The organism is Enterococcus crotali (assembly GCF_000633635.1).
In the GTDB taxonomy this organism is placed as follows: Bacteria; Bacillota; Bacilli; order Lactobacillales; family Enterococcaceae; genus Enterococcus_L; species Enterococcus_L crotali.
Map to the genome: position 1 here is coordinate 158279 of NZ_AYPQ01000001.1, position 24976 is coordinate 183254.

The window sequence follows — 24976 nt, forward strand, 5'->3', positions numbered from 1 at the left end:
GTATGTTATAATGAAGATTGATTAATGGAGAAGGAGCGATTGTTATATGAAAGCTATAGTTACTGAAATTGGTGCTCGTGCCTTGGATGAAAAAGAACCGATGATCATACTTTTTGGTGAGAGTGCCACAGAGGGGTTAAAAGAATACTCAGTAATTCAAAAGTTTCAAGAAGAACAACCTTTGGCAATGAAAGAAGGCGATCTACTAAAGGTCGATGAACAAGAATATACTATTGATTATGTAGGACCATTTGCTAATAAAAACTTAAATAGTATTGCTCATGTAACATTAGTTTTTGATGACATTCCTAAAGAGGATGCAATTGTGAATGCGTTGTATCTAACACCTCGATTGCTTCCAACGATCCATGTCGGAACGATTATTGAGTATATATCACGTGGAGTGTGAGTGAATGGGACAAGAGAAAGAAAAAGAGAAACGTTTTTCATGGTTTTGGCGCTGGTTTTTAAACAATCAAATCGTGACATCCTTGTTGATTGTATTACTGATTTTATTGATTTTACTCGTTTTCACAAAGGTGTCCTATTTATTTCAACCTGTTTGGCAATTTATCGGTGTGGTAGGTCTACCATTGATTATGGCTGGGATTTTATATTACTTAATGAATCCTGTTGTTGATTACTTGGAAAAGAAACAAATACCTCGTCTTTGGAGCATCATTGGATTATTTATTATTGTGATTGCTTTGATGATTTGGGGATTGGTTGTGATCGTTCCTAAAATCCAAGAACAAACAATTAGTTTTGGTAATCATTTCCCGCAATATATTGATACGATCGATAAAAAGATGCAGGAAATTTTAAGTGATCCATTCTTCGCACAGTTTCGTAGTCAATTGGAAGATATGGGTGATAAGTTAACTAGCTCGTTAGGAGATATTATTCGTAATATTTCTACATTTACCGTCCAAGGGCTGGGAAGTTTCGTTGGAGCGGTGGCAACGATTGTTGTAGCAATCATCACGATGCCATTTATATTATTTTACCTATTAAAGGATGGGAAACAATTGGCTCCTTATTTGATGAAGTTTTTACCTAATAAAATGCGTCAGCCAACATTGAAAGTATTAGGAGAAGTCAATTCACAAGTTTCTTCTTATATTCGAGGTCAGTTGACAGTGGCTTTTGCAGTTGCTGTGATGTTTATTTTAGGTTTTTCATTTATTGGACTAGACTATGCGATCACTTTAGGGATCACGGCAGGGTTTCTTAATCTGATTCCTTATCTAGGTTCTTTCTTAGCAATGGTTCCAGCTATCTTTTTAGGAATCGTAGGCGGTCCGATTTTATTAGTTAAAGTGCTAGTTGTTTTTGTGATCGAGCAGACGATCGAAGGCCGTGTGATTTCACCACTTGTCTTAGGTAGTCAACTAGATATCCATCCAGTAACAATATTAGTGGTGCTGTTGACCTCTGGAAAGCTTTTTGGTGTAGTAGGTGTCATTTTGGGTATACCAGTGTACGCGGCAGCTAAGGTCATAATTACGCATGTCTTTGAATGGTATAAAGATGTCTCAAGTTTGTATCATGAAGAAGAGGAAATAAATAAATTAGAATAAAATAAAACTGAGGATAAATCTTTTGTTCACATAAAAAAGCTGAAGTAGACAAGATGGTCTGCTCCAGCTTTTTGTATTCTTAAAATGTTTTCCCTAATGTTGTTGCTTGATCCATTGCAGCGTCCAATAATTCTTCCGCTTTTTCTGGGTGGTGATCGATGCCTTCGATAAACAATTGATCGACTTCAGCAACACCGATAAAATTCAAGATTCCTTTGACATATTGAGAAGCGAAATCTTGTCCTTCATAAAAGCCGCCATTTGATTGGATATGCAATGCTTTTTTACCACTAGTCAAAGGTTTAGGACCTTCTTCAGTATATTTAAATGTTTTTCCTGCTACGTTGATTGTATCAACCCATGCTTTTAAACGAGTTGGAACATTTAAATTCCATAAAGCATTGGCAATAACAACTTTGTCAGCTCCTAGGAATTGATCTGTTAATTCATTGAAACGGGCAACCTTTGTTTGTTGGCTTTCATTTAAGGCAGTAAATTCAGTGCCTGTGCGTAAAGCTCCCCAACCAGAAAGTAATTCTTCATCGATTTCTGGAACAAAATCAGCGTAAACATCAAGTACATCGATCTCATCAGCTGGATTTTGTGTTTGGTAACTTTCTAAAAAGGTTTCTAATGCACGGACAGAACGAGATTCTTCTTTAGTAAGTGGGTGTGCTTTAATAACAAGTAATTTTGACATGTAAAGTCTCCTTCGAATACCTAAGTATGATTATTTATAAACAAAAACTATTTTACTAATAAAAAGTAAGAAAATCAAGTTTTTGCTTAAATTCTATAAAAAAAGTGAGTGAGACATAACTCTTTGAGTCATATCCACTCACGTGAAATCCAGATAAACAGCGGAAGCAGAATTAATCCCTACCTTGCGCCCAGTAGCCTCTTTTTCTTATTAAGAAGCAATAGAAATGTGCTGCATGCCACCAATTACGTGCACAGCATGGAAGCCTTTAGAAGCCATGAATGAGGCAATAATTTCAGAACGGCGCCCACCATAGCTAATGATATGATAGGTTTTCTCTTTATTTAGCTGTTTTAACATGTTTGGTAAAACAGTTGCTGGTAGTGATATCGAATGTGCTAAGTGTCCTTGCAAAAAACTTTCAGTTTCACGAATATCGATGACATTAAGGTCATTATTAGTATACAAAGCTTCAAAATCAGGAGTGGAGATTGATTCAAACATGTACCTCATCCTTTAAACATATATATTTTTACTACGGGATAGATTGTAACTCTTTTATAGAAGGTTTGCAATTAGTCTTTTACATTTCTTAATAGTTGTCTAAAGGCTACAATTCAAATTTCTCTTTGAAAAGGGTTGCAAATGAAATAGAAAGATGTTATGATAAGCGTGTAATAAGGATTGTTACTGTTCGGCAGGCAAAACCTGAATCTTCCATAGCATTTTGTTTGGGTGGATTCTAGGTTTTTTTCATTTGTATTTGTAAAAGTGAGGTTCATTATGTATATTGAAAAAATTTTAAACAACAATGTCGTCATGACAAAAAATGAATCAGGTGAAGAAATCGTCTGTATGGGCCGAGGACTAGCATTTCAAAAAAAATCGGTGATGTAATCGATCCAACATTTATTGAAAAAGAGTTTGTTTTGAAAGATTCTGTTACTTCAGGACAATTCCAGCAGCTGTTTGCGGATATTCCATTAGAAGAAGTAGAGATCGTTAAAAGAATCGTGGATATGGCTGAAGAAGAATTAGGGATCGAGCTTTCCTCTAATATTTACTTAACGTTGACAGATCACGTACACTACGCCATCATGAGAGCTAAAGAAGGTCTCGAGATGCCAAATCCATTAATGTTTGAAACAAAGAAGTTTTATCCTAAAGAATTTGCTATCGCTAAAAAAGGCGTAGCATTGATCAAGGAAAAACTGGATATTGATTTTTCAGAAAGTGAAGCGGGTTTTATTGCTTTTCATATCGTAAATAGTGAGCAGGCAAATGGCAACATGGAAGTGACCATGTCAGCTACTGAAATGGTAAGAGATATTTTAACCATCATTAGTCGGTATTTCGGTAAACCATTTGATGAAGATTCGTTGAATTATCAAAGAATCGTGACGCACTTACAGTATTTTGCTCAGCGTTATCTACAAAATGAAGCACATGATGAAGAAGATGACTTTCTTTATGAGTTGATTCAAAGCAAATATCCAAAAGCATTTCAATCAGTACAAAGAATCAATGATTATTTAGTAAAAAAATATCAAAAACCGATTGATAAAGCAGAGCAAATTTATTTGACTATTCATATCCAGCGAGTAACTGGAGAGAAAAAGGCATAGTAATTATTTTATTAAAAATTTAATTTCAATCGAAGCGGATTGTTACTGTTTAGCAGGCAAAACCTAGATTGAAAAAACAAACGATTGATCTATATTTATGTTTTATTAAGTATAGTAAAATCATTGTTTTTTCAGTTTAGGTTTTTTTATATAAAAAATTGAGGAAAAGAGGCATATAAAATGAGTAAAAATCAAGAAATCGCTGAGCGCGTCTTAACGCTAGTCGGCGGAGAAGAAAATGTTAATAGTGTAGTTCATTGTGCAACTCGCTTACGTTTCAAATTGAAAGATGAGGAAAAAGCGGATACTGATAAACTAAATCAAGATCCAGATGTGATTCAAGTAGTCCGAAGCGGCGGTCAGTATCAAGTTGTAATCGGCAGCCATGTTAGTGATGTATACAAAGAATTGATGGCCCACAGTGGTTTGGGTGATGATGATTCGGAAAAAGAGGAAGGGCCTAAAGGAAACATTTTTAATCAATTGATCGATATTATTTCTTCTATATTTACACCTTTCCTAGGTGCGATGGCTGGAGCTGGAGTACTAAAAGGATTTCTTTCATTAGCACTTGCGTTAAACTGGGTAGCAGAAACTGATGGTATTTATATAGTAATGTTTGCAATTGCAGATGGAATATTTACTTATTTACCAATTCTATTAGCTTTCACTGCAGCTAAGAAGTTTAAGACTAATCAATTTTTAGCAGTCTGTTTGGCTATGGCATTAGTGCATCCAAGCATCAATGCTTTAGGTGGGGAAACATTAAGCTTTTTAGGATTACCTGTGATTATTGGTCAAATGGGCTATGTATCATCTGTGATACCAATTATTTTAGCTGTCTATGTTCAAAGTTACGTTGAAAGATTCTTCAAGAAAATTGTTCCGTCATTCTTACAAATTATTTTTGTTCCACTTGGTGTATTTCTAATCATGGCACCAGTTACATTTATTGCCATTGGTCCTATCGGAACTGTTATTGGAGATTTCCTTGGTAAGGGGTATAATGGAATTTATGGTTTTAGTCCACTACTTGCAGGTGCAGTAATGGGTGGATTATGGCAGGTATTCGTAATGTTTGGTATGCATTGGGGATTTGTCCCGATCATGATGGTGAATCTATCACCAGCTGGTGGTGGTGTGGATACATTGATGCCATTATTGATTCCGGCAGTTCTTGCACAAGGTGGAGCTGCGTTAGCAGTATTCTTTATGACAAAAAATGTTAAATTAAAAGGGTTAGCGTTATCTTCAACAATTACTTCATTATTTGGAATTACTGAACCAGCAGTTTATGGGGTAACATTGCCATTAAAAAGACCATTTATTGCTGCATGTATCGGTGGTGCGATAGGCTCAGCTTTTGTAGGGTTTAGTCAAGTAAAGAACTACTCATTTGGGTTAGCCACTTTGTTTAGTTTACCTGGTTTTATTCCAAAAGATACACAAAGTATGGCTGGTGTTATTGCAGCCGTAATTGGAATTATTGTTGCTTTTGTTGTCGCTTTTATTTTGACTTTTGTACTCAAGTTTAAAGATCAAACAGAAGCAAGTAGTGAAACAGTTATAGAAGATAACTCAGGTGTACAAAATAGCAACAAAAAAGATAGAGTTGTTTTAAAAAGCCCGATTACTGGAACTATTGTTCCTTTAGACAAAGTAGAAGATCAAGTTTTTTCATCAGGTGCTTTAGGTAAAGGGATTGCAATCGAACCAACAGTAGGTGAACTTTATGCTCCAGCTAATGGAGAAATCACAACATTATTTCCAACAGGACATGCCGTTGGTATTACAACAGAAGATGGTGCTGAAGTGTTGATGCACATTGGAATGGATACTGTTGAGATGGATGGTGACGGCTTCGAGATTTTAGTGAAACAAGGCGATAAAGTCAAACAAGGTGATCTGTTAGTTAAATTTGATATTGAAAAAATCAAAGCAGCGGGACATCCAATTGTCACTCCTGTAGTTGTAACAAACAGCGGAGACTATTTGGACGTATTGGATATGGACCAAACAGACGTTTTACATGGAGAAGATTTTTTAGCGCTTGTACGCTAAACGATAGAAGAGTTTTATTGTTTTAAAGTTACCCAGCTAAGTTGGCTGGCAATGTGAGTTGTTTCGAGCTTGTCAACTCCTAAATACTTTAGCACTTAGGAGTTGAAGAGTTCCGGAAAATGCCAGCCATCTACGCTTTTAGAATAAGGAGGAATAGATATGTCAACTAAAACAACAGTATTTCCAGATGGATTCTTATGGGGCGGCGCTACTGCAGCCAATCAACTAGAAGGAGCTTACCGTTCAGATGGCAAAGGCTTATCTGTAGCTGATGCAATGCCAGGAGGGAAACAACGGTTTCAAATTTTAGGTAGCGATACGTTCAATTGGGAAATTGATGAGGATAAATTCATTTATCCAAACCATCGTGGAATCGATCATTATCATCGTTTTAAAGAAGACATTGCTCTTTTCGCAAAAATGGGCTTCAAATGCTACCGCTTTTCAATTGCTTGGGCTAGAATTTTCCCTAAAGGCGATGAATCAACGCCAAATGAAGCTGGATTAAAGTTTTATGATCAAGTGATCGATGAGTGTTTGAAACATGGAATCGAACCTGTCATCACGATTTCTCACTATGAGATGCCGTTACATTTAGCTAAAGAATACGGTGGTTGGAAAAATCGTAAAATGATCGATTTCTTTGAAAACTATGCAACAGTTGTTTTAACGCGTTATGGCAAAAAAGTGAAATATTGGATGACCTTCAACGAAATCAATTCTGCGTTTCATTTCCCAGCGCTAAGCCAAGGAATGGTCAAAGCGACTGGAGCGGGCGATTATCAAAACGTTTTCCAAGCATGGCACAATCAATTTGTAGCAAGTGCTAAAGCTGTTAAAATCGGTCATGAAATCAATCCGGATATGCAAATTGGCTGTATGATCATTTACGCAACAACATACAGTATCGATGCAAATCCAATCAATCAAATGGCAACTCTTGCTCAAAATCAAGAATTCAATTTCTACTGTACAGATGCGCAAGTTCGGGGCGAGTATCCAGCGTATCAACAACGCATGTTTGAAAAATATGGTGTGTCTGAATTAGAAATCGGTGACGATGATTTAGAGTTGATGAAAAAATATGCAGTTGATTACATTGGATTTAGTTATTATATGTCTTCTGCAGTCAATGAAACGGCTGAAGAAGAAGATACAGTAGTTGGAAACTTACTAGGTGGCGTACGGAATCCATTCTTAGAAGCAAGTGAATGGGGCTGGCAGATCGATCCTGAAGGGCTGAGAATTGCTTTGAATGAATTATATGATCGTTATCAAAAACCGTTATTCATTGTTGAAAATGGCTTAGGTGCGATTGATAAAGTAGATGAAAACTTTTATGTAGAAGATGATTACCGTATTGATTATTTACGCCGTCATATTGAAGCCATGTCAGATGCAATTAAAGATGGCGTCGATTTAATGGGCTATACGCCATGGGGCTGTATCGATTTGGTGAGTGCTTCAACTGGTGAAATGAGTAAACGATATGGTTTTATCTATGTTGATCTAGATGATAACGGTGAAGGGACCATGAATCGTTATGAGAAAAAATCATTCAATTGGTATAAACAAGTGATTGAAACAAATGGACAAGTGTTGAATTAGAAATTAAACTAGAGTTATAAAACAGACTTACTCTGTTTTATAACTCTTTTATTTTATTAAAGCTATTCATTTATTATTGTGTAATAAATTTATAAGGGGGAAAGACTAGTGGAAAGAAAAAAACTAAAGCATCCATTCTTTGTTATTATCGGTCCTAGTGGTTCAGGAAAAACGAGAGTGGCAGAAGCCGCTTTCCCAGCAGAGTACAAGGTGATATCTCATACAACTCGTCCCATTCGAAAGGAAGAAGTAGATGGTGTAGATTATTATTTTGAAACGAAAGAAGGGTTTCAACGCTTATTAAGCACAGATGCTTGGCAGAATATGACACGTATCATGGAAATCAATACGGTGTAGGGATAGCAGAGTTGATTCAAAAAACGACGAATCATTATGCTTATGATGTTTTGACGATCAAGGGATTCCAAAAAATCGAACAACAATTTGGAGATATGATAATTCCAATTTTCTTAGAAGTATCTAAAAAAAATGTATTATCAAGATTACAGAAGAGAGAAATGGATAGTTCACTTATAAAACAACGTGGTGCATTATACGATCAAGAATCACAGAATAAAAACAAAGTAATCACTTACCCCAACCACTATATAATCAATGCCAATCAACCCTTTGAACAAGTGGTGAAAGAAGTGAAGCAAATAGTACATGTGAAAGGGTGACTGGGACATAACTCTATGAGCTACATCTTAGTCAGTTGGCATCCAAATAAACGGTGGGAGCAGATACGATCCCTATACTACATGACCTTTTCAACCTCATTCATTTCTATGCCTGAAACAGGCTAGAGTTGCTAGAACCCACAAAGAGTGTAGTGATTCGATGATGAGTGTACCTCCTTGGTTTTTTGTGGTTAAGACTTCTGTCTCAAACTCATTGTATAAAATGTTTGGAAGAAAACCTTCTTTCCCATTGTCTTTTTCTTTTAAAGTGATATAATGACACAGTGTCATATGACGCTGTGTCATATCGAGAAAGGGATGGAATACATGCCAAAAAAACGTTTTTTCATTTAACTAAAGAGAAGCAACAACGCCTATTGAATGCGGCTTCCATTGAATTTTCTAGAGCAACTTTGGGTGAAGCCTCAATTGCCAATATCGTGAACCTTGCTGAGATACCCAGAGGGAGCTTTTATCAGTACTTCGAAGATAAAGAAGATCTATATTACTACTATTTTGATGTTTTAAGACAAGATAGTAAAAAGGATATTGAAAAATATATTAAAGAAGCCAATGGCGATCTGTTTGAGGGAATGGTCCTATATTTTCCGAAATTGATTTTGGAAGCATTGACTGGAGAGCACGCATCATTTTATCATAATCTTTTTATGAAGATGGATTATCAAACAACTAACCGAATTTCTCCACAGTTCACTACGATCGATCAAAAAGGTGAACGCTGCCAAAAAAAACGTCATGGTCATAAAATTTATACATCAATTGATCTTACTAAATTGAATATTCAGGATGAACAGGAATTTAAAATGTTGATGCAAATGCTTATGAATACCGTTTATTCTTCAATTATAGAAGGCTACTATAAACTTAAAGAAAATCCTGATTATGAGATAGAGCAAACCGTTGAAAATTTTAAAACCAAATTAAATTGGTTGAAAGAAGGTGTTTCTAAATAATAAGCAGATAAAAAAGTAATTTTTCTAATTGAAATTTGGTAGAGTCAAAAGCTATAGTTCGATCAGATTAAAATAGCATTGTTAAATAAATCACATATTTTTGCTTAAAAAAGCAGAATTTTCATACAATTACAAAAATGTAAGTTGTATGATGCAATGAATAATGGTTAAATATAGAGTAAGGTAACTTTGTTTTCGAAAAGATATAATTTTATGGGATAAAAAGGGAGATGAGGAGAAGAATTATGAAAAAAAGAACAATGGTCATTGTAGGTATAGTTGTAGTGGTATTGATCGGCATCTTTGTTCTTCCAAGTTTATTTGGAGGAAATCAAGAGGCAGGACCTGAAAAGAAGACTGCAGCAGAAGACTTGGGAATCGAATACTTTGAAGTTCCTGATATTGAACAGGTATACATCAATGGTGTTGTACAACCTGAACAAGCAGAATCTTTTTCAAAAGATACTAAAATGACAAGCACACCTGAAATCAAAGTGAACAATGGGGATGTTGTCGAACCAGAGACAGAATTATTTACTTATGAAGATAAAGAAATAACCAAAGAAATCGAAGCACAGAATAATACTTTAAGCAAATTAGCGACAAAAAAACAAAATATCTATAAAAAATGGAACCGAGCAATCGATACCTTTAATAAGACAAAAGAAGAAGAACGAAGCACGTCAGGTGCTGCAATTGATGAACAGCATCAAGCGGAAGTTGATAGCGTAGATGAAGAAATTCTCTTTTCGAATGAAACGATTGCTGATTTATCATCGAAACAATTTATTTCAACCAAAGCAAAGTTCAAAGGTCGAGTTTCGATCCCAGAGGTGAAAGATGAGAATGCACCTGTTCTTCGTTTAACATCAGATGGTTTGTATGTTGCAGGGAAAGTAAACGAAAAAGATTTAATGAAAATTGCTGTGGACCAAAAAGCCAACCTTTCAGTCGTTTCAAGTGGAACAACTGTAACGGGTAAGATTTCATATATCGATGACAATCCGCCAGAAGCACAAGCCAATCAAAATCAAAGTGAAAGCAGTAACGCTGATGGATCAATGTCTAATTATAATGTGAAATTAACACTTGATAGTTTGGACGGTATCAAGAATGGCTACCATATGCAGGCAACGATCAATTTAGGAGATAGTAAACCAATAGAAGTTCCTAAAAAGGCAATCCATGATCAAGATGGCAAAAAATATGTATTAGTCAATGACTTTGGCTCCGTGATTCGCCGTGATATTCAAGTCGGCGAAGAAAAAGGTGAAAATACAGTTGTTAATTCAGGTTTGGAGTCGGCTGATCGAATCATCGTTTCCTCTAAAAAGGAAGTTAAAGAAGGAGACTTGATCGGAGAAGAAAACTCAGAATCAGGAGAAGCAGCCCCAACAGCAGCTAAAGAATAGGAGGAGCATATATGATGCAAGAAGAACAAAGCCCGCGACCTCTCATTCAGATGCAAGCTATCAATAAATATTTTCCTGTTGGGAAAGAAAAATTGCAAGTATTAAAATCATTGGATTTGACGATCAATGAAGGCGAATTTATTATGATCATGGGAAAATCAGGGAGTGGAAAAACGACCTTGATGAATATCATTGGTTTTTTAGATCGTGTTTCTGATGGCAATTATCTTTTTAAAGGGGAAGATGTTTCTAAACTTTCGGAGAATAAAAAATCTGAGTTTCGAAATGAATATCTTGGTTTTATTTTTCAACAATTCTTTTTGATTAATTCACTGAATGTCAGTCAGAATGTGCAACTGCCTTGTGTTTATGAAGGAAAGAAAAGTAATGAAGAAAAACGTAAAATTGCTGAAAAATATTTAGAGTTGGTTGGGTTAGGCGCAAAAACAAAAGCAAAAGTAAATGAACTATCTGGTGGGCAACAACAGCGGGTAGCAATTGCTCGTTCGCTCGTCAATGATCCACTTTTAATCATGGCAGATGAACCGACAGGTGCACTAGATAGTGAAACAGGCATTGAAATCATGGAACTATTGACAGAGTTGAACCGGCAAGGTAAAACAATCGTGATGGTGACGCATGATGGAGACATGAAAAAATATGCGACTCGAGTGATTCATATGAAGGATGGCCGTTTCCTTGAAGAAGAGGTGATTCGATGATCTCAAATCTATTAATAAGTACATTATTGAGCTTACGAGCACACAAACTGCGAGTCTTTTTGACGATGATCGGGATCATTATCGGGATTGCTTCTGTTGTGACAATTTCAACACTGGGTGAAGGCATGAAAAAGCAAGTAATGTCTGCAACGAGTGCGATGAACACAGGTGTTGTCAAATTGCATTATACGATGCAAGATGAAAGTGCATCTGGGATGATGTCGTATGAAGAACCAGATTATAGTTTTTCCAGAGTTGATATGAAAAAAGTTAGAGATATTGACGGCGTAGAATCGATTTATCCTCAATATGGTGATGGCACGATGGGTGATAATTTAACGACTCAATTGGATTATTTTGGTGCTAAAGCCAATTTGATGGTTACCTCTAATCGAGGGCAGAACAAAATTAAATATGGTCGGGATTTTGATGATCGAGATATCAATAAAGATGTGATTATTTTAAATCATGATACGTTTGACATGAGTTTAAAGATGGATGATCCTGGTGAATTGATTGGAAAAGCTGTTTCGATCAACGGGTATATGTACAAAGTCATTGGGATTTTAGAGCCGTTTAATTATGAAGCATTGGATAATTCTGAAGCCATGTCTTTAGACTGGAATATTGTGTATAGTAGCTTTGTTTCAAGAAGTTCATACAATAAATTAGCCTCTTCGAAGTCGATCAGCGGAATCAATTTCAAACTGAAAGAAGGCACCGATAAGCAAGCGGTTATTGCCCAAGCGGTTGCTATTTTAACTGAAAATCACCCAGATGTTAAAGGGATTTTCAAAGAAAATGACCAAGAGCAAAAGAGCCAGCAGCAAATGGAAGAAGCTATTGGGGGCATGACAATGTTCTTGATGGCAGTCACCGCAATTTCTCTTTTAGTTGGTGGGATTGGTGTAATGAATATCATGTATGTTTCAGTTACAGAAAGAAAACGTGAAATTGGAATCCGTAGAGCAATCGGTGCGAAACCAAGGATGATTTTGCTGCAATTTCTTTTGGAAGCATCGTTTATTACTTTGCTAGGAGGATTAATCGGAGTTGGACTAGGGTATCTCCTATCCACCTTAGTTGGCAGTTTTGTAGATATTGTTCCAGTCATGACGCCATCGATTTTTGCTATATCAACAGTGGTATCGATCCTTACAGGCGTGGTATTCGGAATCATCCCAGCAATCAGTGCGTCAAGAATGGATCCAATCAAAGCAATTTACAATTAATTAGCAATAAAAGATGTTTGAATTAACTATTCAGCATCTTTTTTATTATTATGTCGCATCTATTTTAATTAAATAAATTCGTTTAAGTTTAGTAACGATCAAATCTAATTTGCAAAAAGTCTTATTATTTTTTGATTGGTATAGGTAGGGAAAATGTCATTTTCTCAAAAATTTCTGATATTTGTTGTTTTTTTGAAAAGAGCATTTACTTGCTGAAATCACTAGAGATGTTTAGAATAAATGTAGGGTGACATTCGGAGGGGGAAGACGAATGGAAAAGTTTCAATTATCAGAAGATGTATACGTGAAAACGGTTGCGCTTCGCATAAAAGATGTTGAGAAAATGGTTAGTTTTTATAAAAATGTGTTGGGATTTGTTTTGAAACTAGAAGAGAATAATTTATCTATCTTTGGCTCTCAAGAAAAAGATAGTCGATTATTGATATTAGAAGAAGTGGATTCTGAAGATGATCAAATGAATGTTTCTGATAAAGCTGTCTGCTTTTCTTTGCTGATTCCAACAGAAGAAGAGTTTGGCAGCCTTTTGAGAAGAATTACGACACATAATTATCCAATTAGTCGAGCAATACAAACAAAGCAACGAAAAAGTGTATTTTTAGAAGATCCAGAAGGAAATGAATTAGAGGTTAGTTATCAAAGCGCAAAAGTACAATTAAAAGAAAGCGCTGAAATACTTGATATACAACCCTTGATCCAGAAAAGTAACGTCTTATATTCTAGTCTTTCTGCTGGAGTACGCTTTGATCGAATAAAATTGAACGTAATAGATAAACTAGAGCATCATTCTTTTTATCAAAATATTTTGGGCATGACTCCTGAAAATAAATTATCTGATACGCTATCAATGAATGATGGGAATTTTTGGATTCATTTAGACGATTCAGTAAAGGATAGTACAAAAAACGATTCTGTCGAATCATTGGGTTTGGATTTTTTTGTCTTGACCTTAAATCATGAAGCGGAAATGAAGAAGTTAAAAAGACATTTAGAAGATCAGCAGCAAGAATTTTTTGTGGATAAAAAATTAACGATTTTAACGATCTATGATCCTAGTGAGATCGAATGGTGGTTCGTTAGAAGTTAAAGCAATAAAATAGTTTGAAAAGTAACGAGGTAGGCAATCTATGTATGAAAAAACAAAGGAAAAAATCAAAGAATTGATGAATCAAGAAGTCTTCGTTGGCACTAGTTTTTCATTTATGGCAAACGAAAAATCCGAGGATCATATTTGGGGAAATGCCCAAATATTGCCAACAGTTGAGCCATTGGAGCATTCGTTACTTTTTGATGTAGCATCGTTAACTAAAGTTGTTTGCACGACAACCGTGGTCTTACAATTAATAGATGCAAAAATGATCAACATAGATGTTCCCTTCAAAAATTACTATTCAGTTTTTGAAGATGAAAAAATAACGATTCGTCATCTTTTGACACATACAGCCGATATTCAGAGTTATATTGAAAATCGAGATAAATTATCAAAAGAAGAATTGAAAGCTGCCTATAATCAGGTCTGCTCTGGCAAAAATTTAGGCAAAAAGGTTGCCTATACAGATACCGGAACAATTTTACTTGGGTTTATGCTGGAAGAATTATTAGGCAAAGCAGTTATTGAAATTTTTAAAGAGCGTGTTTTACAGCCTTTAAATATGACTGAAAGTCTTTTTTTACCTACAGATGTTTCCAAAACTGTGCCAACTGAAAATCATCCTGATCGAGGCCTGATTCGCGGACAAACACATGATCCAAAAGCGTTTGTTTTAGCTGAGCATGCTGGAAATGCGGGACTGTTCACTAATTTGACTGATCTCAAAAAATTTACAGCAATGTATTTGAATGAAGGTATGTCTCAGACAACTCGAGTATTAGAAAAAAAGACAATTCGCTCATTATTAGACGATCAAACACCTAATCACAAAGGACATCGCTCTTTAGGCTGGGATTTGAAAGAGGACATGTCTGGGCGCTCGATTTTATTTCATACGGGCTATACTGGGACTTTTTTATTGATCGATCCTGAGGAGAAGGAAGGATTTGTCTTTCTTTCTAATCGCGTTCATCCAGTAGATAAGAGAGGGGAATACATCGAAAAAAGAGATGAGCTTATTGACATTTATTTAAAAGAAAAAAGAACAAACAAAGATGAATCGCTTTCTTTTTAGTGGTATAATTGACGAGTATAAATGGAAGGGAGTCTCTAAACTATGCAGCAACCTTTATTTTTAAAACCTGTGTTCCAAGAAAAAATTTGGGGTGGAGATCGTTTACACACTGTATTCGGTTTTGATCTACCAAGTAATAAGATTGGGGAAGATTGGGCAATCAGTGCGCATCCTCATGGGGTAAGTACAGTGGAGAATGGTGAATTTTCTGGACAAAAACTAGATGAGCTTTGGACGAATCATCGTGAACTATTTGGTAATGCCAAAGGAGATGTTTTTCCTTTGTTGACCAAGATTTTAGATGCTGAAGATGATTTATCTGTCCAAGTACATCCTGATGATACGTATGGTTTGGCTCATGAAGGCGAACTTGGGAAAACAGAATGTTGGTACATTATTGATGCTGAACCAGGCTCAACGATTATTTACGGACATAATGCTAAGAGCCGAGAAGAGCTTGAAGCAATGATCAAAGAAGAGCGGTGGGATGACTTACTTAAGAAAGTGCCTGTTAAAAAAGGAGACTTTTTCTATGTACCAAGTGGGACGATCCATGCGATCGGTAAAGGAATCATGATTTTGGAAACACAGCAAAGTAGTGACACTACGTATCGTGTATATGATTATGACAGAAAAGACGATCAAGGAAATGCAAGAGAACTGCATATTCAACAATCAGTGGACGTAACAACAGTTCCAGCGAAAGATGCGCAATTATCGGTCCAACAACAAAATCAAGGACAATCAAGTATCATTACGTATTTGAAAACGCCTTTTTTCAATGTATACGAATGGCAAGTCAAAGGTGTATTGAACTTAAAGAAAAATGCCCCTTATACATTGGCAACAGTTATTGATGGTGTTGGTCGTTTGATTATTGAGGATATAGATACAGTCAAAACTGAAAGCTATGAATTGACAAAAGGAACAAGCTTTATTTTGCCGACTGATATTGCAAAATGGCGTGTTGAAGGAGATCTGACGATTATCGCTTCCGAACCAGGAATCGATGCATAACGTTTAAAATGTAAAAAAGTGCTAGGAAACTTTTCCTAACACTTTTTTCGTTTATTCAACTGTCTGCATTTGTTGAGGTACATTGAAAGGTTCATTGTATTTTTTCTCTAAAGCTGTTTTGATCAATCGAATCGCTAGATTTTCGTTACGAGCAAGAATTGGTCCGTGGAAATAAGAACCAAAGACATTTTTATAGATCACGCCTTCAGAACCGTCTTCACTATTATTCCCTTTTCCTTTGACGACTTTGCCTAAAGGACGTTCTCCTTTACCTAAAAATGTTCGGCCATTGTGATTTTCAAAGCCATAATAGGTTTCATTAAATTCTTCATTATGAATCACGATATCACCAATATAACGGTTATCCTCTTGACTTAATGTGTAGTGATCTAAAGCACCGATCCCATGAATTTTTTCGCCTTTAGCTCCCATATAATAATGACCTAGCAATTGATATCCACCACATATCGCTAGCATGACACCGTCATTTTCAATATATTCAGTTAAGGATTCTTTTTTCGTTTGGATATCGTCTGAAATAATCAGCTGTTCAAAATCTTGACCTCCGCCAACAAACACTAGATCATATTTATTGGGGTCAAATGGTTCATAAATACTAATAATTTCAGAACGGAAAGTCACATTCATTTTTTCAGCAAGGTATTTTAGCATCAGTAAATTGCCATTATCACCATAAGTGTTCAGTAAATTTCCATATAAATGACACACAACTAATTCTTTAGGCATTGTTCTTTACCTCATTCCTAATTTATCTTTTTTCGAAAGGTTAGCTCTTAATATAACCTTGTGCAGCTAATGATTTACGCAATTGTAAAACAGCTGTATACGTAGCTAGAATATAAACATGCTCTGTCGGCAATTCTTTGATTGCTGTGATCACATCATCTAGATTTGGGATTTCTTTTAATTTATCTTCAGAAATTCCTGCCACTTTCAAACGCAAAGCCATGTCTTGATGACGGTCACCGCCAGCGATAACTTCTGGAATATCCATCTGAGCAAAAGCCTCATGATTTCCATCCCAAATCCAACTAACGTCGATACCATCCGCATAATTCGCGTTTAATAAAGAAACAAGTGAGAAAGAGTAAGGAGCAAGAGCCATCATATCAATGACCTGATTTAAGCCAACAGGATTTTTGACTAGGATTAACGTGCATAATTTGCCTTCGATATTGATCGTTTCTTGGCGGCCAAAGACTTTTTCATCGTAGCTTAGCCCAGCTCTGATTTTCTCAGGGGAAACGCCGTAATGTTCAGCAACAGAAGTCGCAGCCAAAGCGTTATATACATTATACATACCGCCAACGGCGATGCTATATTCCGCACCATCGATCACGAAATCAGCAGAGGTGTTGTCCATTGCAACCATTTCTGTTAATTGAACATCTAGTTCAGGACGATGGAACCCACAGTTAGGGCAGTAGTATTTACCAAGATTAGCATATGTGATCATTTTATAATGTAAAATATGATGACACTCTGGCAAAGTAAGCCATCTGTATTGTAATGAGCCATTTGCTCTTCATCAGGTTTGTGATTAAAACCATAATATTTTCTTGGATTGACCGTTTCAACTGAGTTGAAAATCGGTGAGTCACCATTGCAAAGAATCGGTGCATTAGGTGCAGCAGCAGCTCCGTCAACGATCAGTTTGTATGTGGTGTAAATTTCACCGTAGCGATCCATTTGATCGCGGAAAATATTGGTAAATAAAAATAATTTTGGTTCAATATATTTTGTAACACGGCTCAAACTCGCTTCATCGATTTCTAAAACTGCAAATTTCTTTTTGGTTCCTTTATTTTTAGCAGATAAGAAGGTTGAAACGATCCCTTGCTCCATATTCGCGCCAGTAGGGTTAGTCAATACGTGATCAAATTCTTGTCTTAAAATATTTACCGTTAGAGCTGTCGTCAATGTCTTTCCATTGGTACCAGTGACAACGACGATTTCATAATCTTTCGCTAAGGTATCCAAAATTTTTGGATCGATTTTTAATGCTAATTTTCCAGGGTAACTACTACCACCTTTGAAGAAAGTTTGTAATACCCATTGAGAAGTTTTTCCAGCAGCTATTGCTACATGACTTCGGATTCCCATAAAGTGCCCTCCAATTTATATCAACTATCGTTATAGAACTCAATAATAAACTCAATCTATAATACCACAATTGAAAAAAAAAATTAATTCCTTTTACTCTTTCTTACTATATTACGATTGAAAAATATAAATAAGAAAAAGCAGACAGCCATGTTCTGACTGAACACAGCTGTCTATAAAGTGTATATTGTTACTTCGCATCAATATAACTATATAAAGTATACTTAGAAATATTGAAAAAACTAGCAACTTTATCGCCTGATTTTGTCACAAGAAATGCACCTTTGCTGTTTAAAAATTGAATACATTTGATTTTATCATCTTTTGTCATCAAAGGAACTGGTTTTCCAACTAGTTTAACTGATTCTTCGATCAAATCATCTAATAGTTCATTGATGTCTTGAGGAATGTAGTCAGGTTCTTTATCATCTTCTTGTTCATCAATGGAAACAAGTGATTTTAGTGTTGATTCAGCAGCTATCAGCGCTGTAATATCATAATTAATTGCAAAAATACCATCTAAGCTACCTGATTTATCTTTGAAATAAACCGTGCTCGATTTTAAAATTCGACCATCATGTGTTCTAGTTAAATAATTAACGTGGTCAATCAAATCAGCAGGATCCTTTTTTAATGCTTCCAAAACTACTTGCGAAGGTCCATCGCCAAGTTGACGAGAAGAAACATGACCGTTTTCAATAGAGACGATCGTATTGTTTACATTATTTTCATTGATCTTATGAATAACAATTTCGCAATTATCACCGAATTGACCAGCTAGAGCTTTTGCAACTTGTGTCAGAAAGTTAAGTTTTTCATCTGAGAGCATAGTGTCACTCCTTTCTATAAGAAAATATATCAAAATTTGATTATGGGTTTTTATGTTTGTTTGTTCTAATTATGCTTGAGAAGCAATAGCGGATTGATAAAAAATGTACTATTCACAACTATCCCGTGTGTAATGATATCATGCGGTAAATCATAATACAAGACAATGGGCATGTTGCACTAAAAATATTTTTAGGTAGCATTGTTTTTTTTTAGGTTAAGTGGTATAATTTACTCGAGATAAGGGAAATAGTTCATCACGAGTACGATTGCAAGCGCTTTTTTATATACTTCTAGAAAGATAAAGAATGTGCAGCTTAACTACTTGTTTATTCGTGAATGTTTGAACTATCTAACTTGTAAGCGATTTCTTTTGGTGGTAATTAAAATGAAACTATAGGAGGGCAATAATGTTATTAATAGGAAATGGACGGCTAATCACAAGAGATAAGGAAGGAACATTTTTTGATAATGGCTGTGTAGCAATTGAAGGACAGAAGATAAAAGCAGTCGGGGCAACGACAGATTTACAAAAAGAATTTCCAGAAGCCGAATTTATCGATGCTAAAGGCGGCGTGATCATGCCTGGTTTTATCAATATGCACAATCATATCTACAGTACTTTTGCCAGAGGCTTAACTATCAATGGGTATCATCCTAAAAATTTTATGGATATTTTGGAAGGACAATGGTGGCGTATCGATAGAACACTGAATTTAGAAGACTCTTATCACAGCGCAAAAATTGCGTACTTAGATAGCATCAAAAATGGTGTTACGACAGTCTTCGATCATCACGCTAGTTACGGTGCAATTGAAGGCAGCTTGACTCAATTGTCCAATGCAGCAACTGAATTAGGGGTTCGTACTTGTTTATGTTATGAAGTTTCAGATAGAGATGGCCAAGAGAAAATGAAAGCAGCTGTAAAAGAAAATGCTGATTTTATTAAAACAAGTGCTGCGCGAACAGATGATATGCAAAAGGCGATGATGGGAATGCATGCAGCGTTCACTTTATCGGATAAATCGTTAGAACATTGTGCAGCAAATACCCCAGAAGGTGTTGGCTATCACATCCATATCGCAGAAGATATCGCTGATGTGTATGATTCACTAGCAAAATATGGCAAACCTATCGTAAATCGCTTGTACGATTTAGGTATTTTAGGTAAACAAACGATGGCAGGACATTGTATCCATATCAATCCTCACGAAATGGAGCTGTTGAGGGACACAGATACAATGGTCGTAACAAATCCAGAATCAAATATGGGAAATGCCGTGGGATGTCCCCCAGCGATGCGCATGCTAAATGAGTATGGGATTTTAATGGGACTCGGGACAGATGGTTATACCAACGATGTAACAGAATCGTATAAAGTTGGCAATATCATTCACAAACATCATCTAGCAGATCCAAATGCGGCTTGGGCAGAAATTCCGCAAATGTTGTTCAATAATAATCCACAAATGGCCAATCGCTATTTTGAAAAAAAATTAGGTGCTTTAGAAGTAGATGCAGCAGCCGATGTGATCGTCTTGGATTATAAAGGACCAACACCTATGACAAAAGATAATTACAATTCTCATATTCTATTTGGCATGAATGGCGGAGCAGTGACAGATACAATCATCAATGGCGAAATTCGTATGAGAAATCGTGAAGTGCAAGGTGTTGATGAAGAAAAAATTTGGCATGATGCACAGACGCAGGCACAATCTCTTTGGACAAGAATCAATAGCTAGTAACCGCTAGCCTAGAAAAATAAAAAAGGAGTGACAAACATGAGTGATATCATGCACCCGATTTCGATTGATGGGTTATTGAACTGGATTTTAAATGAATATAAAAACGATTCAACTATCTTCGGTGTAAGAAAATTCTACAAAGCTGATCCAAGCAAAACGTTACCTCTATTTGGCGAAAAAATGGAAACACCTTGCGGGCCGGCAGCAGGACCGCATACGCAATTATCTCAGAATATTATTGCTTCTTATTTAACTGGTTCACGTTTTTTTGAAGTTAAGACGGTTCAAGTCATCGATGGAGAAGACCTACCAGTGAGTAAGCCTTGTATCACAGCGGCAGATGAATGCTATAACGTAGAATGGTCAACAGAATTAAGGGTTCCTCAAGCTTATGATGAATATGTCAAAGGATGGTTTGTTTTAAAATTACTGAGTAGAGAATTTGATTTAGGTGATCCAGACGGTTTTATTTTTAATATGAGCGTTGGTTATGACCTAGCTGGGATTCAATCACCAAAAGTAGATAAATATATCACGGATATGCAGGATGCTGAAAAAACGCCGATTTGGCAAGAATGTCTTGAAGCAGCCTATAAATATTTACCTCAATTTAAAAAAATCGATAAAGAATATATTGAATCGATCAGTCCGAAAGTTTGCCGCTCAATCACGCTTTCTACGTTGCATGGTTGTCCAGCAGACGAAATCGAGCGGATCACCACTTATTTATTAGAAGAAAAGGGCTTAAATTCATTTATTAAGTGTAACCCAACCATGCTTGGGTATGAATATACTCGTCGAACGATGGATGAATTAGGCTTCGATTATATGGTTTTTGACGATCATCATTTTGTAGCAGATTTACAATTTGAGGATGCTGTCCCGATGCTAAAAAGGCTACAAACTTTAGCTGATAGTAAGGGCTTAAACTTTGGGGTGAAAATCACCAATACATTTCCAGTCGGGATTGCTGAAGAAGAATTACCTGGCGATGAAATGTATATGTCAGGACGTTCACTGTTTCCACTAAGCATTTCTTTAGCAAAAAAATTATCAGACGCTTTTGCTGGAAAACTACAGATTTCTTATTCTGGAGGAGCAGATATCTTCAATATTAAAGATATTTTTGATGCTGGTATTTGGCCGATCACGATGGCCACAACATTGTTAAAACCAGGCGGCTATCAACGGATGAATCAAGTCGCTAATTTATTGGGAGAATCGCCGTATCCAACGCAAGTTCAAGTAAATCTAGAAAAACTAACAAGCATTGTGGAAAAAGCGAAAACACAAGCTCGCTATAAAAAATCAATCAAATTATCGGAAAGTCCTAAATTACGGACAACAGTCCCATTAACTAACTGTTATACAGCACCTTGCCGCAGTGATGGCGGTTGTCCAATCAATCAGGATATTCCAGCGTATCTTCGTTATGTGAGCGAAGGGAACTATTTAGAAGCGTTAAAAGTGATCGTGGATAAAAATCCATTACCATTTATCACAGGAACGATTTGTGCACATCCTTGTATGACAAAATGTACTCGTCAATTTTATGAAGGCTCTATCAAAATTCGCGAAGCAAAATTAGAAGCTGCTGAACATGCATATGATCAATTAATGGCAACCTTGGAAAAACCCGTTCGTAAAGCAAATGCGCCTAAAACGGCAGTTGTCGGTGGTGGACCAGCAGGAATATCCGCTGGGTTCTTGCTTGCTCGTGAAGGGATGCCAGTTACTGTGTTTGAAAAAGCTGATACGATTGGTGGTGTTTGTAGCCAAATCGTACCAGAATTCAGGATTTCAATGAAATCTGTTCAAAATGATGTAGAGATGGCAAAATTTATGGGAGCTGAATTCAAGACAGGCCAAGCCGCTCCAGCTATCGAAACTTTGCGTGAACAAGGCTATACCAACGTTATTTATGCAATTGGTGCATGGAAACATGGCAAGTTAAGATTAGAAGCTGGAGAAACAATCAATTCGTTAGAATTTTTAAAAGCCAATCGAGAAAATCCTAAAATCAACCCTTACGGTGAACAAATCGTCGTTGTTGGTGGTGGGAATACTGCAATGGACTGTGCTAGGGCAGCAACCACTTTACCGGGCGTAAAAAAAGTTTCAGTCGTTTATCGTCGAGACAAACGGAATATGCCGGCAGACGAAGAAGAGTTGTATTTCGCTTTAGAAGATGGCGTAGAATTCCTAGAACTACTGTCACCAATCAAATTGGTCAATGGGCTGCTCACTTGTGAAAAAATGCGCTTAGGTGAACGTGACAGTTCTGGGCGTCGCAGACCAGTAGCAACTGGCGAATTTACAGAAGTTTCAGCAGATACCGTGATTGCTGCTGTCGGTGAAAAAGTTGATACAGATTTCTATCGATCTATTGGGATCACAACTGATCAATATGGAAAAGTTGTGTCAAACCAAGAAACACTGGAAACAAACCTAAAAGATGTCTATGTGATTGGTGACGCAAACCTTGGACCTGCAACAATTGTTGAAGCCATTGCAGATGCAACAAAAGCGGCTGGCAATATTTGTCAAATCCATAATGATCATTATGAACAAACCAACCTTAATGAAGATATAGCATCTGTTCGTAATAAACGAGGGGTACTAGAAATAAACGAAGCGCTTTGTGGACAAGCAAGTAATTGTTTAGAATGCTCGACGGTTTGCGAATCGTGTATGGATGTTTGTCCAAATCGAGCAAATATCGTCGTGAATGTTAAGGGACAACCTCAACCACAAATCGTCCATGTGGATCGTATGTGTAATGAATGTGGCAACTGTGAAACGTTCTGTCCTTATTCAAGTGCACCTTATAAAGATAAATTCACTTTATTCAACACAGAAGCTGATTTTGAAAATAGCACCAATTCAGGTTTCTATGTGATTGATCCAAGAGAAAAGACGTGTCTTATTCGTTTATGGGGCAATACATCAACCATTCGTTTAGATGCCCAAGGATTAGACATTCCGCATGACATCATCGATTTGATGGATACGATGATCGAAGACTATGAATACTGTATGCAAATGTAATAAAAGACATAAGTTGCGCAAAACCAACTTCTAAATGATGGAGGTTAAAAAATGTCTATTCTTTTAAAAGGCGGAACAGTAGTATCCGCAAAGGATCGTCGTCAAGTAGACGTAAGAATCGATGGCGAGAAAATTGTCGAAATGGGAACAAATCTAAAAGCAGAAAATTCTATAGTAGAGGATGTTTCAGGTTTATTCTTACTACCAGGATTTATTGATGCTCACACTCATTTAGAGCTGAATAATGGAAAAGGGTCAATGGGAACAGCGGATAATTTTGATACGGGCAGTAAAGCAGCGGTGGCTAAAGGAACAACGACCGTGATCGATATGGCAACGCCAAGTAAGGGCAGTTCATTAAAAGACTGCCTAAAGGCTTGGGATCACTTAGCTGAGGGAAATAGCTCTTGTGATTACATGTATCATATGTCGATCATAGAATGGAATCCTAGTATTAAGGCAGAAATAAAAGAAATGATCGATGCGGGGATCACCTCATTTAAAATGTACATGGCCTATGACAATTTGAGAACCAAAGACGGGGAAATATTTGAAGCGATGAGAGAAATCCGCAAATACCATGGAATGCTGGGAATTCATTGTGAAAATGGGGATATGGTCAATGAAATGATCACACAATTTGTAGCTGAAGGGAAACGTTCGCCGCATTATCATCCGTTGACTAGACCAGATTCAGTTGAAGCAGAAGCAGTAGAACGCTACTTAATGATTGCAGACTTGGCTGATTTACCAGTTAACATTGTTCATTTAAGCACAAAAAGGTCATTAGATGCGGTCAAACGAGCAAGAGCTCGTAATCAAAAAGCTTATGTGGAAACCTGTCCCCAATATTTAGTTTTGGATGATCATTTATACGATGGACCTGGTTTTGAAGGAGCAAAATATGTCTGCTCTCCACCTTTACGTAGTATTGATGATCAACAAGCTTTATGGGAGGGCGTGATCAATGGTCAAGTCAATACAATTTCAACAGACCATTGCAGTTTCAATTTTGAGGGACAAAAAACAATCGGAAAAAATGATTTCAGCAAAATACCAAATGGCATGCCGGGGGTTGAGACTCGACCAGAGCTTGTTTATACCTATGGGGTAACAACTGGCAAAATTAGTTTAGAGCGTATGATCGGACTACTTTCAGAAGATATTGCTAAACAATTTTCAATGTATCCCCAAAAGGGCATTATTCAAGTAGGTAGCGATGCGGACATCGTAGTCTGGGACCCAAATACAACAGGTGTTATTTCAGCCGAAACGCAATTACAGAATGTTGACTACACACCATATGACGGGATGCAGACAAAAGGAAGAGCAAAATCAGTTTATCTAAGAGGGAAAAAAGTAGCTGAAAATGGTCGAGTTATTGTAGAAAAACAAGGAGCGTTTATTTTCCGCAAGAGTATAAAAGATAATTAA

The 24976-nt window shown here is 36.5% G+C and carries 20 protein-coding genes and 2 pseudogenes; 17 read left to right on the forward strand and 5 right to left on the reverse strand.

What is annotated here, in order from left to right:
* Positions 1-46: 46 nt before the first annotated feature.
* Both V192_RS0100765 and V192_RS0100770 read left to right on the forward strand, forming a co-directional pair.
* Complete coding sequence (locus V192_RS0100765) at positions 47-409, forward strand: PTS glucitol/sorbitol transporter subunit IIA (protein ID WP_025868504.1); 363 nt, start codon at positions 47-49, stop codon at positions 407-409.
* Between the two features lie 4 nt (positions 410-413).
* On the forward strand, positions 414-1580 hold the full coding sequence (locus V192_RS0100770) for an AI-2E family transporter (protein WP_025868505.1): 1167 nt from the start codon (positions 414-416) through the stop codon (positions 1578-1580).
* Positions 1581-1659: 79 nt separating this feature from the next.
* Here V192_RS0100770 and V192_RS0100775 read toward each other — a convergent pair whose 3' ends face one another.
* Positions 1660-2280, reverse strand: coding sequence for an FMN-dependent NADH-azoreductase (locus tag V192_RS0100775; RefSeq protein WP_025868506.1), 621 nt, complete (start codon positions 2278-2280; stop codon positions 1660-1662).
* Positions 2281-2490: 210 nt separating this feature from the next.
* The gene (locus V192_RS0100780; protein ID WP_025868507.1) at positions 2491-2784 is read right to left on the reverse strand and encodes a rhodanese-like domain-containing protein; all 294 of its coding nucleotides are present in this window, start codon (positions 2782-2784) and stop codon (positions 2491-2493) included.
* 279 nt (positions 2785-3063) lie between these two features.
* Between V192_RS0100780 and licT the strand changes: the two are divergent.
* The 12 genes and pseudogenes from licT (at position 3064) to manA (ending at position 15794) form a co-directional block, all read left to right on the forward strand.
* Positions 3064-3905, forward strand: a pseudogene (gene licT / locus V192_RS18895) (BglG family transcription antiterminator LicT).
* Positions 3906-4085: 180 nt separating this feature from the next.
* Positions 4086-5966, forward strand: coding sequence for a beta-glucoside-specific PTS transporter subunit IIABC (locus V192_RS0100790; RefSeq protein WP_025868508.1), 1881 nt, complete (start codon positions 4086-4088; stop codon positions 5964-5966).
* Between the two features lie 159 nt (positions 5967-6125).
* Positions 6126-7574, forward strand: a complete 1449-nt coding sequence (locus V192_RS0100795; protein WP_025868509.1) for a glycoside hydrolase family 1 protein — start codon at positions 6126-6128, stop codon at positions 7572-7574.
* Positions 7575-7682: 108 nt separating this feature from the next.
* Positions 7683-7931, forward strand: a complete 249-nt coding sequence (locus V192_RS21790) for a nucleoside/nucleotide kinase family protein (protein ID WP_239644530.1) — start codon at positions 7683-7685, stop codon at positions 7929-7931.
* A complete protein-coding gene (locus V192_RS21795; protein WP_239644531.1) occupies positions 7889-8254 on the forward strand; it encodes a hypothetical protein in 366 nt (121 codons plus the stop codon). Before V192_RS21790 ends, V192_RS21795 begins: the two co-directional genes overlap by 43 nt.
* A 299-nt stretch (positions 8255-8553) precedes the next feature.
* Positions 8554-9228, forward strand: coding sequence for a TetR/AcrR family transcriptional regulator (locus V192_RS0100805; RefSeq protein ID WP_239644532.1), 675 nt, complete (start codon positions 8554-8556; stop codon positions 9226-9228).
* Between the two features lie 245 nt (positions 9229-9473).
* Positions 9474-10640 carry an efflux RND transporter periplasmic adaptor subunit gene (locus V192_RS0100810; RefSeq protein ID WP_025868511.1) on the forward strand — a complete coding sequence of 389 codons (1167 nt, stop codon included), beginning with the start codon at positions 9474-9476 and terminating at the stop codon, positions 10638-10640.
* Positions 10641-10651: 11 nt separating this feature from the next.
* Complete coding sequence (locus tag V192_RS0100815) at positions 10652-11362, forward strand: ABC transporter ATP-binding protein (RefSeq protein ID WP_025868512.1); 711 nt, start codon at positions 10652-10654, stop codon at positions 11360-11362.
* Positions 11359-12594 carry an ABC transporter permease gene (locus V192_RS0100820; RefSeq protein ID WP_025868513.1) on the forward strand — a complete coding sequence of 412 codons (1236 nt, stop codon included), beginning with the start codon at positions 11359-11361 and terminating at the stop codon, positions 12592-12594. Before V192_RS0100815 ends, V192_RS0100820 begins: the two co-directional genes overlap by 4 nt.
* Before the next feature lie 271 nt (positions 12595-12865).
* The gene (locus V192_RS0100825) at positions 12866-13699 is read left to right on the forward strand and encodes a VOC family protein (RefSeq protein WP_025868514.1); all 834 of its coding nucleotides are present in this window, start codon (positions 12866-12868) and stop codon (positions 13697-13699) included.
* A gap of 40 nt (positions 13700-13739) precedes the next feature.
* Positions 13740-14777, forward strand: a complete 1038-nt coding sequence (locus tag V192_RS0100830; RefSeq protein ID WP_025868515.1) for a serine hydrolase domain-containing protein — start codon at positions 13740-13742, stop codon at positions 14775-14777.
* Positions 14778-14819: 42 nt separating this feature from the next.
* Complete coding sequence (manA, locus tag V192_RS0100835; RefSeq protein ID WP_025868516.1) at positions 14820-15794, forward strand: mannose-6-phosphate isomerase, class I; 975 nt, start codon at positions 14820-14822, stop codon at positions 15792-15794.
* Between the two features lie 51 nt (positions 15795-15845).
* Here the strand turns inward: manA and V192_RS0100840 are convergent, their stop codons facing one another.
* The 3 genes and pseudogenes from V192_RS0100840 to V192_RS0100850 all read right to left on the reverse strand — a co-directional run bounded on the left by V192_RS0100840 (position 15846) and on the right by V192_RS0100850 (position 18747).
* Complete coding sequence (locus tag V192_RS0100840) at positions 15846-16541, reverse strand: type 1 glutamine amidotransferase (RefSeq protein WP_025868517.1); 696 nt, start codon at positions 16539-16541, stop codon at positions 15846-15848.
* A 40-nt stretch (positions 16542-16581) separates the two neighbouring features.
* Positions 16582-17918 (reverse strand): annotated as a pseudogene (locus tag V192_RS18905) (MurT ligase domain-containing protein).
* 190 nt (positions 17919-18108) lie between these two features.
* Positions 18109-18747 (reverse strand): helix-turn-helix transcriptional regulator, encoded by a 639-nt coding sequence (locus tag V192_RS0100850; protein ID WP_025868518.1) that lies wholly within the window; start codon positions 18745-18747, stop codon positions 18109-18111.
* 409 nt (positions 18748-19156) lie between these two features.
* Here V192_RS0100850 and ssnA point away from each other — a divergent pair, with 409 nt between their 5' ends.
* The 3 genes from ssnA to hydA are packed head-to-tail and all read left to right on the forward strand — an operon-like array spanning position 19157 to position 24976.
* The gene (ssnA, locus tag V192_RS0100855) at positions 19157-20491 is read left to right on the forward strand and encodes a putative aminohydrolase SsnA (protein WP_025868519.1); all 1335 of its coding nucleotides are present in this window, start codon (positions 19157-19159) and stop codon (positions 20489-20491) included.
* Between the two features lie 39 nt (positions 20492-20530).
* On the forward strand, positions 20531-23542 hold the full coding sequence (gene ygfK / locus V192_RS0100860; RefSeq protein WP_025868520.1) for a putative selenate reductase subunit YgfK: 3012 nt from the start codon (positions 20531-20533) through the stop codon (positions 23540-23542).
* A 51-nt stretch (positions 23543-23593) separates the two neighbouring features.
* Positions 23594-24976 carry a dihydropyrimidinase gene (gene hydA / locus V192_RS0100865; protein WP_025868521.1) on the forward strand — a complete coding sequence of 461 codons (1383 nt, stop codon included), beginning with the start codon at positions 23594-23596 and terminating at the stop codon, positions 24974-24976.

Bases quoted from the DNA above. Each gene is read 5' to 3' on its own strand.
- V192_RS0100765 (WP_025868504.1), top strand. From the start codon at position 47: ATGAAAGCTATAGTTACTGAAATTGGTGCTCGTGCCTTGGATGAAAAA.
- V192_RS0100770 (WP_025868505.1), top strand. From the start codon at position 414: ATGGGACAAGAGAAAGAAAAAGAGAAACGTTTTTCATGGTTTTGGCGC.
- V192_RS0100775 (WP_025868506.1), bottom strand. From the start codon at position 2,280: ATGTCAAAATTACTTGTTATTAAAGCACACCCACTTACTAAAGAAGAA.
- V192_RS0100780 (WP_025868507.1), bottom strand. From the start codon at position 2,784: ATGTTTGAATCAATCTCCACTCCTGATTTTGAAGCTTTGTATACTAAT.
- V192_RS0100790 (WP_025868508.1), top strand. From the start codon at position 4,086: ATGAGTAAAAATCAAGAAATCGCTGAGCGCGTCTTAACGCTAGTCGGC.
- V192_RS0100795 (WP_025868509.1), top strand. From the start codon at position 6,126: ATGTCAACTAAAACAACAGTATTTCCAGATGGATTCTTATGGGGCGGC.
- V192_RS0100810 (WP_025868511.1), top strand. From the start codon at position 9,474: ATGAAAAAAAGAACAATGGTCATTGTAGGTATAGTTGTAGTGGTATTG.
- V192_RS0100815 (WP_025868512.1), top strand. From the start codon at position 10,652: ATGATGCAAGAAGAACAAAGCCCGCGACCTCTCATTCAGATGCAAGCT.
- V192_RS0100820 (WP_025868513.1), top strand. From the start codon at position 11,359: ATGATCTCAAATCTATTAATAAGTACATTATTGAGCTTACGAGCACAC.
- V192_RS0100825 (WP_025868514.1), top strand. From the start codon at position 12,866: ATGGAAAAGTTTCAATTATCAGAAGATGTATACGTGAAAACGGTTGCG.
- V192_RS0100830 (WP_025868515.1), top strand. From the start codon at position 13,740: ATGTATGAAAAAACAAAGGAAAAAATCAAAGAATTGATGAATCAAGAA.
- manA (WP_025868516.1), top strand. From the start codon at position 14,820: ATGCAGCAACCTTTATTTTTAAAACCTGTGTTCCAAGAAAAAATTTGG.
- V192_RS0100840 (WP_025868517.1), bottom strand. From the start codon at position 16,541: ATGCCTAAAGAATTAGTTGTGTGTCATTTATATGGAAATTTACTGAAC.
- V192_RS0100850 (WP_025868518.1), bottom strand. From the start codon at position 18,747: ATGCTCTCAGATGAAAAACTTAACTTTCTGACACAAGTTGCAAAAGCT.
- ssnA (WP_025868519.1), top strand. From the start codon at position 19,157: ATGTTATTAATAGGAAATGGACGGCTAATCACAAGAGATAAGGAAGGA.
- ygfK (WP_025868520.1), top strand. From the start codon at position 20,531: ATGAGTGATATCATGCACCCGATTTCGATTGATGGGTTATTGAACTGG.
- hydA (WP_025868521.1), top strand. From the start codon at position 23,594: ATGTCTATTCTTTTAAAAGGCGGAACAGTAGTATCCGCAAAGGATCGT.